This window comes from Mesobacillus maritimus, assembly GCF_023715205.1.
Classification (GTDB): Bacteria; Bacillota; Bacilli; order Bacillales; family Cytobacillaceae; genus Mesobacillus_B; species Mesobacillus_B maritimus_C.
This window is the reverse complement of the sequence record NZ_JAMBNR010000006.1, coordinates 1-13,245: the sequence shown is the minus strand read 5'-3', so window position 1 is coordinate 13,245 and position 13,245 is coordinate 1. Positions and strand designations below refer to the sequence as shown.

The following is a 13,245-nucleotide window of genomic DNA, read 5'->3' as shown; positions in this document are numbered from 1 at the left end:
AGTAGTTAAGTTCACGGTTCGATTTTGTCCTAAACGTTTCAATTATGATTTGGGCTCATCTTACAAATGTTTTCCCAGCATATTCAATAAAAAATAAATTCCCTCTTGAAAAACATCAACTAAACGAATATTATTATTAACGCAAGTAAAAATTGTTCGTATTTTGGAGGAACTAATGTTTAAACTACGCGAAAACAACACGAATGTAAAAACTGAATTATTAGCTGGTTTAACCACCTTTTTTACAATGGTTTATATTGTTGTTGTGAACCCTGTTATCCTTGCTGATGCAGGTGTTCCATTTGATCAAGTCTTTACAGCTACCATCATTTCTGCTGTTATTGGAACGCTTTGGATGGCTCTATTTGCCAATTATCCGATTGCGATTGCTCCAGGTATGGGATTAAATGCTTATTTTGCATACTCTGTTGTAGGAACAAATGACATCACTTATGAAACAGCATTTGCAGCAGTATTTATTGCAGGGATTATCTTTGTTCTTCTAAGTCTTACAGCATTTAGAGAAAAATTGATTGAGGCAATTCCAACATCTTTAAAATATGGAATTACGGCAGGTATTGGTTTATTTATTGCTTTTAACGGGCTAAGATTGACAGGCATCATTACATCTCACCCTTCTAATTTAGTCGCCCTTGGTGATTTGCATTCAGCTTCCGCATTGCTCGCGTTAGTCGGGTTGGCAATTACCATTATTTTGATGGTGCTGAATATAAAGGGAGCCCTTTTTGTCGGGATGGTTTTAACCGGATTGATTGCTTACTTTACAGGCCACCTATCTTTTGACCAAGGCTTTGTTTCGCTGCCATCTCTTCCAGAAGGTTTAATTGTTGTAAATCCAATTACAGCATTTGGAGAGGTTGTTTCACATGGCCTTTATGCTGTTGTCTTTTCATTTATTCTAGTAACCATCTTTGATACAACCGGAACAATGGTTGGTGTAGCACAACAGGCTGGCTTGATGAAGGGAAATTCCCTTCCTCGCGCTAAACAAGCGTTGCTTTCTGATTCTGTTGCAACAGCTACTGGCGCAATCTTTGGTACAAGCCCTACGACTGCTTATATCGAATCTTCTTCTGGGGTTGCAGCTGGTGGCCGTACAGGGTTAACTTCTCTTACAGTAGCAGTCTTGTTTCTAATTTCAGCATTTTTTGGACCGTTAGTTGGTGCGGTTTCGGGACTATCAGCTATTACAGCACCAGCATTGATTGTAGTTGGTTTCCTAATGATGGGTAGTATCGCTGAGATTAAATGGGGAGAACTTGAGGAAGCTTTTCCCGCTTTTCTTATTCTCCTCAGCATGCCATTAACTTCTAGTATCGCAACAGGCATTGCACTTGGCTTTATTTCTTACCCTTTGCTTAAACTTGTTAAAGGAAAAGGGCGCCAAGTTCATCCGCTAATGTATATTTTTGCGGTTCTGTTCTTTTACCAGTTAGCCTTTTTGCCACATTAACAATCGAAAATATTCAATAATAAAGTGCGCCCTTTTCCTCAAAGGCGCACTTTATTATTGAAAAGAAATTGTCGATTGTTGTCTCGTTTTGTTGCGAATTTTGTAAAATGTTTAGGAATTATGTAACTTTTTAGATAATAGTGGTTGTATAGGGGAATTTTTCTATTATACAATAGTTTTAATAAATGGCTGGTTTCGTAAAGATTGTTGTTGAAAATCCTAAAAACGAAATTGTAGCCAATTTTCATTAAAGTTTACAAGCTCTTTTCTCATAAGCAAGATTATTATTTTGTATAACCTAGCTCATTCACCCTTTTTTATTCAAAAGCAATAAAGTACGAAAGAGCCTAATAAATAAAAGGAACGGAATGGAGAATGATGATGATCTTATTTAAATACCTTCTTTTTAACCTTCTATTTATCCTGATAACATCATTCACCGTACAATATTTTTTCACAAAACGACAAAATACCCTTCAGAGCGAACATAAGAAGTGGGTCATCGCGATTGCGGCCGTAATTCAAATTATTTTTTGCATCAACTTTTCTTATACAGAAGACCAACAATTTTTCTATGACTTAAGAGTCATTCCTGTTGTCCTTGGGGGACTTTTTGGTGGCGTGTCAGCCAGTATTTATTTGTTTTTCTTATCCTTATTAGTCCGTGTTCCACTTGGTGGAATCGGAATTTGGCTTCATGTTGCAATGATGTTATTTATTACCTTTACAGTTTCTTACTTATCAAAGAATTTCCATACTTTTAGTTTGATCAAAAAGCTTGTACTGGTTACCGGAATTACGGCTTCTTATGGAGGAACTTTTGTAACATTAAAATCTTTCATCGAAGACAAACCGTTTGATTCCTCTCTTTCCGGAACATTTTTACTAACACTCATAGCTGGAATGGTTATTGTTCTATTCTTAATTGAACTGATTCTTCAAAATACCATTCTCAGTGAAGCGATTATTAAATCAGATAAAAATGAAGCCATTTCCCATCTCGCAGCAAGTGTGAGCCATGAAGTCCGTAACCCTTTAACTGTCACAAGAGGTTTTTTACAATTGTTAAAGGATTCTTCTATTCCTGAGCATAAGCGGCAATTTTACTTAAATACGGCTATTGATGAATTAGACCGCGCTGAAATCATTTTAAGTGATTATCTCTCTTTCTCAAAACCCCATAATAACCATGTATCACAGTTAAACGTCAAAACAGAAATGGAGAAATCCATTGAATTGCTCCTTCCCTATGCAAATCATAATAGTGTAAAGGTTAATCAACAACTTCAGGACAATCTTTATATTCTTGGAGATGCAACAAAGTTTCAACAATGTTTATTGAACATTATGAAAAACGGGATTGAAGCAATGGCAAACGGCGGTGTATTGCGGATCGAAGCAAAGAGCTCATCTTCAAAACAAACGGTCATCATTCATATTATTGATTCTGGTGTAGGGATGTCCCATACTCAGCTGGCTAAGCTTGGTGAGCCTTATTTTTCTACGAAGGCGGAGAAAGGAACTGGGCTAGGAATGATGGTTGCCTATAAAATCCTGAGGGAAATGGGTGGAAATCTGAAGGCAACAAGCCATCTCAATAAAGGGACTCAATTTTCTTTAACATTTCCAACTTTAGAACTTCCTCATAAGAACTAACCATTCATCAAATACTAGGAATAACACTAGGCATGCACACAACAATTGAAGCACCTTGAAAAAGAAGGTGCTTTTTCTGATGGCGTTTCATCCTAAAAGGCTAAGTCCTCCTTGGCTTGCAATTTGAATAACTGCACCCAATGGCTTGTTCTGCCTAGAAAAATTTTAGGTTTTGAATATCTTTATTAAAACATTCTATATTCAGGCGTTTCTTAATATAAAAGGAGGCAAAATGAAAGATCATCAAACGGACTTCCAACCTGTACACCGACAATTTTTCTCACAACCAACGCTATCATTAGCCAAAGCATTATTAGGCACTGTATTAGTAAAAGTAGACCCTGAAGGCATTACAGCAGGTTACATAGTTGAAACCGAGGCATATATGGGCCCTGATGATCAAGCCGCCCACAGCTATCAAAATCGTCGCACCAAACGTACAGAAATCATGTACCATCAATATGGATTTGCATATATCTACCGGATGCATACTCACTGTTTGTTTAATGTTGTCAGTGGTGGAGAGGATTCCCCCGAAGCTGTTTTAGTAAGAGCACTTGAACCTTTTGAAGGATTGGCTATTATGCAAACTAGACGGGGATCTCAAAAAGGAGTGGATCTAACAAATGGTCCAGGTAAACTAACTAAAGCGTTAAATATTACAATGGCTGATTACGGTCATCTCCTTACTAAGTCTCCTCTTTTTATTGCAACTGGTTATCACCCTACCAGGGTTTCAATTGGAAAGCGAATTGGGATCGAAAACTCGGGAGAAGCTGTAGATTATCCGTGGCGTTTTTGGATTACAGACAACCCGTATGTTTCAAGACACCAAAAGACAGAAAGCATTGAGGAACAAGAGCGGCCTTGAAGATTGAACAAAGGAGAGAGATGGATGAAGCAAGCGATTTTTTTGGACCGGGATGGAGTTTTAAATGAAGTCCTTACGAGCAAAGTGAAATTTGTTAATCATCCAAAGGATTTATATTTATTGGAAGGAGCAGCAGACGCTGTTGCAGAGTTAAGCAAGGCAGGTTATGAAATTTATGTCGTGACGAATCAGGGCGGAGTTGGACTCGGATTCCTTAAGGAAAAGGATTTAATTAAAATTCATGACCATCTCATGAAGCTTATAAAAGAACATGGTGGAGAAATTAAAGAAGTGTGTTACTGTCCCCATAAACCTAAGGCAGGATGTGAGTGCCGCAAACCGAATCCAGGGATGTTGATTGACTTGGCTCAGCGCCATGAAATTATTCTGACGAGAAGCGTAATGGTTGGAGACCATGAACGCGATATTGAGGCAGGAGAAAAAGCCGGATGCAAAACAGTATTTATTGGCGAAGGCGAAACCGCCGCTGATCGTAAAGCACCTTCGCTTCAAGCTGCTGTTCCAGCCATTTTAGAATTACTTAATGAAAATGGCTAATTTTTGCAAGCGCTGTTCCTGTGAACTGCATTTTCATTACCAAATAAAAACAGTTTTAAAAAACCATTGACGGTGTCTCGAAATATTGATAATATCCTATTATTATTTCAAAATAACAATAAACCCTTGTATATGTTCAAGAATATGGCTTGAACGTTTCTACCATGCTTCCGTAAAAAGTGTGACTACAAGGGAGGAATACGTCTACCTTATTAAGGTTGAGCTCTATTCCCCCCTTGGTCACTCTGGAAGCAACGCTCCAGAGTTTTTTGTTTTCCAAGGAGGATTATATGAGAAGCTTTTTTCAGTTTGAACAGCGCCAAACCAATTATAAAACAGAAACGATGGCCGGAATTACCACGTTTTTGTCGATTGCTTATATCTTAGTTGTAAATCCGATGATTCTTAGTCAAGCAGGAATGGATAAAGGCGCGGTTTTTACAGCTACCGCATTATCTGCCATTATCGGCTCACTACTAATCGGGCTTTTAGCTAATTTTCCAGTTGGAATTTCTCCTAGCATGGGCTTAAATTCTTTCTTTACCTTTTCTGTTTGCATTGGGATGGGAATAGAATGGGAGACCGCTCTAACAGGAGTGTTTATTTCAGGGATTTTATTTATGATTTTGAGTCTTTTAAAAATACGCGAAAAAATCATTAATGTCATACCACAGGATTTGAAGCACGCAATTGCAGCTGGAATTGGTTTTTTTGTTGCTTTTATTGGGTTGAAAAATGCTGGAATTGTCATTCAAAGCGACGCAACTTTCGTTACGGTTGGTGAGTTAACATCTCCAACAACACTTCTTGCTCTATTTGGTTTAGGCCTAGCAATTATACTGTTAGTACGTGGAGTTTCAGGAGCGATTTTTTACTCAATGGTGATTACAACTATTGCAGGTATTTTCATAGGTCAAATTGATCGCCCTGATTCAATCATAGGGGAAATTCCTAGTTTAGCTCCTACTTTTGGAGTTGTTTTCACACAATTGGATCAGATATTTACATTTGAGATTCTTGCTGTCATTTTCACTTTCCTTTTTGTTGCTTTTTTCGATACAGCTGGTGCATTGATTGCCATTGCGAGTCAGGCTGGTTTAATGAAGAACAACGAAATCCCACAAGCAGGACGTGCACTACTTGCTGATGCAACCGCAGCTGTTGCAGGAAGTATAATGGGTACGTCAACGACCGCTTGTGCCGTCGAATCATCGGCAGGAATTTCAGTTGGTGGCCGAACGGGCTTTACCTCTGTTATTATTGCTGGATGCTTTGCCATCGCTTTGTTCTTTGCTCCTGTACTATCGATTGTTACACCAGAAGTAACAGCACCAGCACTGATTATTGTTGGGGCGTTGATGGCTTCAGAAATCAGTAAAATAAATTGGAAAAACACGACGATCATGATTTCATCCTTTATGACGATTATTATGATGCCATTAACATACAGCATAGCAACAGGGATTGCACTTGCGTTTATTTTATATCCACTTGGAATGTTGGCATCTAAAAAGGCGAAAGAAGTCCATCCAATCCTTTATGGTCTTGGCCTCCTATTTATCGGTTATTTCACTTTCCTCTAGGCTTTGCGATTCTCTTTTATAAAGCCTGTTTTCGTAAAGATTATTGTTAAAATCCTAAGGCTGATTTAAGCAATAATAGCCGTTTCTTATGTTTATATTTGCTAAAAGAAAAGTTCATGTAAAAAGCCACCTCAATGGTGGCTTTTTACTATTAAGAGATTGTTTTGCAACTATAGCCATTTCAACTCATGTAGTCCAACAATATTCGTTATTTATCAATCCAAGCAAAACCGATCGTTCCCTGTCCAGTGTGAGTTCCTGCAACTGGACTAAACATAGTTGTTGTAAAACGGATTTGTGGATATTTTTGTTCTAACTCTTCCCGCCACTCCTCAGCAGTTTCCTTAATATTTGCATGAATAATACTTGCTTCTTCAATTAAATGCGATGCTTCATCAAAAATTTGAAAGAGCCTTTCCTTTACCTTTCGTTCTGTTCTAATTTTATCAAATAAAATAACCTTACCTTCATCAAATTTGACAATCAACTTCATCTTAATCAACCCACCAATAATAGCCTGAGCGGTTGAAAGACGGCCACCTTTATGAAGCTGTTCTAAACTTCCGGGTGCCATAATTAGTCTTGCTTTATCAGGAAGAGTACGAAGGTAGGACACAATTTCAGCATATGACTTTCCTTGCTTTTGCATCTCTACACCTTCATAAATCATTTTTCCAAGTGGGTAAGAACCAATTTTGCTATCAATCACTTCTACCTCATAATCGACCATGCTAGATGCTAGAACTGAGGCCTGATACGTGCCTGTCAATGCACTAGAAGCATGGATGGCAATGGCATGCTGATAGTTTTCTTTTAACTTCTTATATAACTCCACAAACTCACCAATTGCAGGCTGTGATGTTTTCGGCAATACTTTGGATGCTGCAAGCTTTTCATAAAACTCTTCGGCTGTAATGTCGACCCCTTCAAGAAAAGCTTCTTCCCCAAAGAGAATGCTCAATGGAACGACATATATATGGTTGATCTTTGTAAAATCTTCTGGTAGAGTCGCTGTACTATCTGTTACCCATGCAATTTCATGTTTTTGTGTCATAATGCCTCCTCTTTTCCTGAGCAGTCCTCCTTAAACAAGGTTGTTACTTTTTACTCAGTTACCACCATCATAAAGGATATGGTTACTTAAATCTATGAATATCTTGGCGTTATCGTTCAATTACCTAGTTGGTCCCGTACTCATTAGCACTATTTTTCCCACTTGGGGCTTTTTCTATAATATGAGAAAATAAAAGAGTAGGATTAAGTAATAAGGAGGAGATATTTATGGTTCATAGTTTGTCTGACACAACAACTTTACATAACGGCGTTAAAATGCCTTGGTTTGGGCTAGGTGTTTATAAAGCACAAGAAGGAGAAGAAGTTATTCAAGCCGTTAAAGTAGCTATTAAACACGGCTATAGAAGTATTGATACAGCAGCACTTTATCAAAATGAGGGAGGCGTTGGGAAAGCAATTATAGAGGCTAACGTTCCTCGAGAAGAACTATTCGTCACAACAAAAGTATGGAATTCCGACCAAGGATATGATTCTACTATCCAAGCGTTCCATACTAGCTTGACAAAGCTTGGACTTGATTATGTGGATCTCTACCTTATTCACTGGCCTGTTGTAGGTAAATATAAAGATACTTGGAAGGCTCTTGAAGATTTATACGAACAAGGGAAAGTACGTGCAATCGGGGTAAGTAATTTCCAAATTCATCACCTTAAAGATCTAATGGCTGATGCGAAAATCAAACCAATGGTGAACCAAGTCGAATTGCACCCAAGTCTTACACAAAAAGAATTGCTTGCTTTCTGCCAAAAGGAAAACATCCAAATAGAGGCTTGGTCCCCGCTAAAAAAAGGACGTCTACAGGAGGATTCTGTGATTACTTCGATTGCAAATAAACATCAAAAAACACCTGCTCAAGTGATCCTGCGGTGGGATCTTCAGAATAAGGTTGTAACTATACCAAAATCTGTAAAAGAACACCGAATCATTGAAAATGCTGATATTTTTGATTTCACGCTTACCGACGAAGAGATGAAACAAATTGATGGACTCAATAAAAATGAACGAACTGGAGCAGATCCAGATAACTTTGATTTTTAACAATAGTTGTTTTCTCAAAGATAGTTGCTTTTTAAAGGAAATATAGAATAATTCAGCTATGCTTCCATTCCAAAGATCGTCTATAAGATGAGAAACGAGCTTACAAACTAAGTAGCAACGCAGAGAAAAGCTTATTTCGCGTTAAAATCGTCTTACAGATTTTAACAACAAAACAGGCAATCATTAAGAGGTTGCCTGTTTTTGAATCCTTACAGTTACTTCTTTCTGTTGTTCTCTTTCACCTACATGTGTTTGCTCTACATAGTGGATTTCAGTATCTGTCATTAACACAACGGACGAACTTCTTGTCCCATATCCTTCACTTTTAATAAACAATGGAGACAAAATTCGTTCTAATTCTAGACTTACTCCAGTGTTTGGAAGTAACTCATCTGGGGCGGGATCGGAATGCTGTAGCATCTGGAACAAACCTTGAACAAAAGCCTCTTTCTCCTTCGGATCCAAGTACGCTGCTACAAGCTCACCTAGGTATTTCTTTCCGATTTCTACTTTGGGCCAATTTGTATTTAACAAATGGTTGCTTAGTCCATAGATTCCTGGTTCTAACTTTCGGATCCTTTTTTCAATATTTGAGTAATAATATAATTCCTTCGTATCTCCAGTTAATAGATTAAATCCAGGATATGCGTTAAAATTTTCATTTACTTTTTGTAAATAAGGCTCAGAAGACTCGTGTCCAATTAGAAAATCAGCAACTACTTCACCACGGGAACGTTTCCCAACCGTTTCTTCCAATGGATTACGGTAATTTGTGAGTGCAGCGAATTTTCCAGAAGTCGTAACCCCCATCCAGGTACCTAGCTTTTCTAAATCACGTCCTGCGTAAACATGTTGAGCATCATTCCAAAAATCAGCTGATGCGGTAGGGCGGTGATATGCCTCATCACGATTAGCTGCAACAATTAAACTGTAGGTTGGATGTACTTTATAACCAAATAGAATTAGACACAATCCAAGTCCCCCCTTCTTACTAATACTGTTCCTTTTATTGTAACTTAGAAGGTTCCTGCATCCTAGGCTTCATTTATTTTTGTTTAGGATCAAAAGTGATATTCTAAGTATTATAAGATAATCATTCAATAATCTTAAAGCATCATTTGTTTATGGAGGTTTATTGTGGATTTACACCAACTATACATATTTACCAAAGTTGTCGAACATAAAAGCTTTTCTAAAGCCGCGGAAGTCGTCTTCCTTAGTCAATCAACGGTCAGTTCCCATATTCAAGCCTTGGAGAAAGCGTTAAATATAAAGCTCTTTGACCGTGTTGGAAGAGAAAGTGTGCTAACTCCCCATGGGGAGCGTCTATATCATTGGGCCCAGAAATTACTTTTTATAAAAGATCAAGCTTTATTAGATTTAAACGAAGGAATGACAGAGCTCCAAGGTATGATTAGAATAGCAGCCAGCTCCGTTCCCGGACAATTCCTTCTTCCACAAATGATTAAGAAATTTCGTATGGATTATCCTGCTGTTACCTTTCAAATCTATGAGGCCTCTTCAAAAGTTACCGCGGAAAAAGTGGTAAACGGGACTGTAGATTTTGGTATTATTGGCGATAAATATGAAAATGACCGGTTGCACTACATCCCCCTATTAAAAGAACATTTAGTTTTAATAACGTCCAGAAACATCAACCTATCAAATCCTGTTCATATTCAAGAACTTCTGGACTATCCGTTTGTGATGCGAAATACAGACTCAGGAACGAATGCTCTTTTAGAAAAACTGTTAAAAAAGAATAACATTTCCAAGAACCACCTAAATATCATCGCCTATACCGATTCAGGACAAAGCCTGACTCAATTTGTCAAAGAGGGAATTGGGATTGCGATTGTCTCCGAAATTGCCGCAAATGAGCAAGAAGGAGAGCTTGAGAAATATCAAATTGCTGACTTTGAAGACGAACGGTATTTTTACCTAATCTATAATAAACAGAAAACGATCCCGCTTGTTTCAAAACTGTTTATCAACAATGCTGATAAATTTATTTAAGACTAGAGACTGTCCAATTATCCGGCAAAACTACTAATTGAATAGAGTCCCTCTGGTTTTCAACAACTAAAAAAGCAGGACATAAAACGGTTGTTTTACGCCCTGCTTTTAATTTTGTTTCAAACGAAAGAAGAGGCACTTCGAAACCCCTTCCTCTCTACATGTATAATAAATTTCAGTTAACTTAATTATTTCTTTTCGACTGCGTGGCCGCCAAATTCATTGCGTAATGCCGCAACCACTTTTCCTGAGAAAGTGTCTTGTTCAAGTGAACGATATCGCATTAATAATGACATCGTAATGACAGGAGCAGCAGTTTGTAAATCCAAAGCAGTCTCCACAGTCCATTTTCCTTCACCAGATGAGTGCATAATTCCTTTTAATCCATCAAGTTTTGCATCTTTTGAGAAAGCACCTTCAGTTAGTTCCATTAACCATGAACGAATAACAGACCCATTATTCCATACTCTTGCCACTTTTTCGTAGTCAAAATCAAACTGGCTTTTATCTAGGATTTCAAAACCCTCAGCAATCGCTTGCATCATCCCATATTCAACCCCATTATGAACCATCTTTAGAAAATGCCCACTCCCAGATTCACCAGCATAAAGATAGCCATTTTCAACTGAAATATCCTTGAATAGAGGCTCAATGATTTTGAATGCTTCTTCATCTCCACCAATCATCGTACAAACTCCGTTGCGGGCTCCTTCCATTCCACCACTTGTCCCACAGTCAAAGAAATAGATACCTTTTTCAGCAAGGCTTTTAGCACGCTTAACGGAATCCTTATAATTTGAATTTCCTCCATCAATGATGATATCCCCTTCTTCTAAGAGTGGAGCAGTTTCATCAATGACCATCTCTGTAATGTTTCCAGAAGGAACCATTAACCAAATAATACGAGGTTTCGGAAGATTGTTGACCAATTCCTCAATTGAATGAACTCCCTTAATACCTTCACGATTTACTTTTTCTACTTGCGAATCATCTTTATCAAAAGCAATTACTTCATGATTATGATCAAAAAGATTAAGAGCTAGGTTATAGCCCATTTTCCCTAAACCGATAACACCAATATTCATAATGTCCTCCTTGTTGAAGAAAAAAATTTTCTCGTCAATCTTAATTATACGAAAAAAAATTTCGTTTGCAATGTTTGAATGAAAATTTTTTTCGTATATAATAGTGAAAATGAAATTTATTTTTATAAGGAGCGCAAACATGATAAACGAAAACCAATATTGCTTGGCTCGTATTAAAACTCATTATGTGAAACTAAGTGATAAAGAAAAAACCATCGCTGATTACATATTGAAACATCCTGAGGAAATCATTCATACTTCCATTAATCAACTAGCTGAGGACTTAGGAATGGCAGACTCAACTGTTTTTCGTTTTTGTAAGCGGATTGGCTTTAAAGGCTACCAGGCGATGAAAATAGCCTTAGCTTCCGAAATCGTAACACCTATAAAGGATATCCATGAAACAATTAATGAAGGCGACGATGTCCGTACTGTTTCCGAAAAAGTTTTCCAGTCCAATATGAAAGCACTAGAAGATACACTACAACTTTTAGTTGGCGGCAGTTTCGAACTTGCCGTAAAGACTATTGTGAACGCAAAGCGGGTTGAGTTTTTTGGGAGCGGTGGGTCAAGTATAATCGCAATGGATGCCTACCATAAATTTATTCGTACGGGCATTCCTGTCTTTGCTAACAGTGACTCTCATATGCAATTAATGTCCGCTTCTCAACTCGGTGAGCAGGATGTTGCTGTATTAATCTCTCACACAGGAACAACAAAGGATACAATTCAAGTACTTGGCGTCTTAAAAGAAAATAATGTCAAGACCATAGGAATAACCAACTTTGCAAAGTCTCCTTTAAGTGAAGAAGTTGATATTCCTCTTTATACGGTCGCAGAAGAAACAGACTATCGCTCCGAAGCCCTTTCTTCTAGGATTGCACAATTAAGCATTCTCGATTCTTTATTTATTAATGTGATGATTGCTAGGGAAGAGGAAGGACACACAAGCTTGCACAAAATGAGAAATGCAATCTCGATAAAAAGGATGTAAATCAAGAAATTTGGAAATCCATTGAACCTACCGATATAATGATTGTGTTGCAACTATATTGAAATGGAGTGAAAAAATTTTGAGTAGAGTAGATTCTTATAAAGATGGTTGGCTTAGCCACCGCAAAGCACTGCAAGCCCTTATTGAAACATTGGAAAATAAAAATTTATCATTCAAACCTTGGGATAACGCAATGTCCCTATCTGAGCTTGTTTTACATATTTCCTCTTCAACAAGCATGTTTGTCCGTACGGTTAATGAAGGCATATTTACACCACCTAATGAGGGGAAAACACCTGAGACAGTCGAAGAACTGAAACAAATGGTTCAGTCTGATACTGACAAAACACTGACATATCTTGAATCGATAACGGAAGAGCAATTAAACCAGCTTGTACAATTTAGCGGTATGAAAATGACTGGTCTTGCTATGCTTGAGACAGCGAAGGATCATGAAATCCATCATAAAGGACAGTTATTCACGTATGCTCGTTTAATCGGAGTTGAAGAGCTCCCATTTTTCGTCATCCGAGGATGAGAGCTAGAGCTTAAACACCTTCCCTTAAGGGGTAGAAGTATCCAATGCTCTATTACCTTCTTAACAGGACAAGATTGTGCCCGAATCCATTGGCATAGGAGCTTATGTTGTACTTAGATTTACACCGTTCGTCATCTGTAATTTTAAAACTAACAAAAAGCCGATCTGCATAAATATGCTGTGTCGGCTTTTTGCAATGAAATAATTCCTAGGTTTCCGTCCTTACATTTTGGTTCTCCGTCAAATGTTGGGGTGATGACTAATTGTCGTCACCCTAACCAATATGAAGTCCAATTCCTTTATACTGATGTGACAATAGTATTTTTGCTCGAAAGCGTTCAAAACTTCTGAATCCATA

General features: G+C 37.8%; 12 protein-coding genes and 1 riboswitch. Of the genes, 9 read left to right on the top strand and 3 right to left on the bottom strand.

The window, feature by feature from the left end:
* Positions 1-175 precede the first annotated feature (175 nt).
* The 5 genes from M3182_RS09805 (at position 176) to M3182_RS09785 (ending at position 6,142) form a co-directional block, all read left to right on the top strand.
* Positions 176-1,474 carry an NCS2 family permease gene (locus M3182_RS09805; protein ID WP_251436566.1) on the top strand — a complete coding sequence of 433 codons (1,299 nt, stop codon included), beginning with the start codon at positions 176-178 and terminating at the stop codon, positions 1,472-1,474.
* Between the two features lie 381 nt (positions 1,475-1,855).
* On the top strand, positions 1,856-3,130 hold the full coding sequence (locus M3182_RS09800) for an ATP-binding protein (protein ID WP_251557918.1): 1,275 nt from the start codon (positions 1,856-1,858) through the stop codon (positions 3,128-3,130).
* Positions 3,131-3,362: 232 nt separating this feature from the next.
* The gene (locus M3182_RS09795) at positions 3,363-4,001 is read left to right on the top strand and encodes a DNA-3-methyladenine glycosylase (RefSeq protein WP_251436571.1); all 639 of its coding nucleotides are present in this window, start codon (positions 3,363-3,365) and stop codon (positions 3,999-4,001) included.
* A 24-nt stretch (positions 4,002-4,025) separates the two neighbouring features.
* Entirely contained in the window at positions 4,026-4,559 is a 534-nt protein-coding gene (locus M3182_RS09790) for a D-glycero-alpha-D-manno-heptose-1,7-bisphosphate 7-phosphatase (RefSeq protein ID WP_251557916.1), read from the top strand.
* A 106-nt stretch (positions 4,560-4,665) separates the two neighbouring features.
* Positions 4,666-4,767, top strand: a riboswitch (purine riboswitch).
* Positions 4,768-4,849: 82 nt separating this feature from the next.
* Positions 4,850-6,142, top strand: a complete 1,293-nt coding sequence (locus M3182_RS09785; protein ID WP_251436575.1) for an NCS2 family permease — start codon at positions 4,850-4,852, stop codon at positions 6,140-6,142.
* 208 nt (positions 6,143-6,350) lie between these two features.
* Here the strand turns inward: M3182_RS09785 and M3182_RS09780 are convergent, their stop codons facing one another.
* On the bottom strand, positions 6,351-7,196 hold the full coding sequence (locus M3182_RS09780; RefSeq protein WP_251436578.1) for a DegV family protein: 846 nt from the start codon (positions 7,194-7,196) through the stop codon (positions 6,351-6,353).
* Positions 7,197-7,423: 227 nt separating this feature from the next.
* Here M3182_RS09780 and M3182_RS09775 point away from each other — a divergent pair, with 227 nt between their 5' ends.
* Positions 7,424-8,254, top strand: coding sequence for an aldo/keto reductase (locus M3182_RS09775; protein WP_251557914.1), 831 nt, complete (start codon positions 7,424-7,426; stop codon positions 8,252-8,254).
* 183 nt (positions 8,255-8,437) lie between these two features.
* Here the strand turns inward: M3182_RS09775 and M3182_RS09770 are convergent, their stop codons facing one another.
* A complete protein-coding gene (locus M3182_RS09770; protein WP_251436582.1) occupies positions 8,438-9,226 on the bottom strand; it encodes an NRDE family protein in 789 nt (262 codons plus the stop codon).
* 165 nt (positions 9,227-9,391) lie between these two features.
* On the opposite strand from M3182_RS09770, the gene M3182_RS09765 reads away from it, so the two are divergent.
* Entirely contained in the window at positions 9,392-10,270 is an 879-nt protein-coding gene (locus M3182_RS09765; RefSeq protein ID WP_251557912.1) for a selenium metabolism-associated LysR family transcriptional regulator, read from the top strand.
* A gap of 188 nt (positions 10,271-10,458) precedes the next feature.
* Here the strand turns inward: M3182_RS09765 and gnd are convergent, their stop codons facing one another.
* Complete coding sequence (gene gnd, locus M3182_RS09760; protein WP_251557910.1) at positions 10,459-11,355, bottom strand: phosphogluconate dehydrogenase (NAD(+)-dependent, decarboxylating); 897 nt, start codon at positions 11,353-11,355, stop codon at positions 10,459-10,461.
* Between the two features lie 139 nt (positions 11,356-11,494).
* Between gnd and M3182_RS09755 the strand changes: the two genes are divergently transcribed.
* A complete protein-coding gene (locus M3182_RS09755) occupies positions 11,495-12,349 on the top strand; it encodes a MurR/RpiR family transcriptional regulator (protein WP_251436589.1) in 855 nt (284 codons plus the stop codon).
* 79 nt (positions 12,350-12,428) lie between these two features.
* Complete coding sequence (locus M3182_RS09750; RefSeq protein WP_251557908.1) at positions 12,429-12,887, top strand: DinB family protein; 459 nt, start codon at positions 12,429-12,431, stop codon at positions 12,885-12,887.
* The last annotated feature ends 358 nt before the right edge of the window (positions 12,888-13,245 follow it).

Excerpts from the sequence above, each read along its gene's own strand:
- M3182_RS09805 (WP_251436566.1), top strand. The coding sequence starts at position 176 with ATGTTTAAACTACGCGAAAACAACACGAATGTAAAAACTGAATTATTA.
- M3182_RS09800 (WP_251557918.1), top strand. The coding sequence starts at position 1,856 with ATGATCTTATTTAAATACCTTCTTTTTAACCTTCTATTTATCCTGATA.
- M3182_RS09795 (WP_251436571.1), top strand. The coding sequence starts at position 3,363 with ATGAAAGATCATCAAACGGACTTCCAACCTGTACACCGACAATTTTTC.
- M3182_RS09790 (WP_251557916.1), top strand. The coding sequence starts at position 4,026 with ATGAAGCAAGCGATTTTTTTGGACCGGGATGGAGTTTTAAATGAAGTC.
- M3182_RS09785 (WP_251436575.1), top strand. The coding sequence starts at position 4,850 with ATGAGAAGCTTTTTTCAGTTTGAACAGCGCCAAACCAATTATAAAACA.
- M3182_RS09780 (WP_251436578.1), bottom strand. The coding sequence starts at position 7,196 with ATGACACAAAAACATGAAATTGCATGGGTAACAGATAGTACAGCGACT.
- M3182_RS09775 (WP_251557914.1), top strand. The coding sequence starts at position 7,424 with ATGGTTCATAGTTTGTCTGACACAACAACTTTACATAACGGCGTTAAA.
- gnd (WP_251557910.1), bottom strand. The coding sequence starts at position 11,355 with ATGAATATTGGTGTTATCGGTTTAGGGAAAATGGGCTATAACCTAGCT.
- M3182_RS09755 (WP_251436589.1), top strand. The coding sequence starts at position 11,495 with ATGATAAACGAAAACCAATATTGCTTGGCTCGTATTAAAACTCATTAT.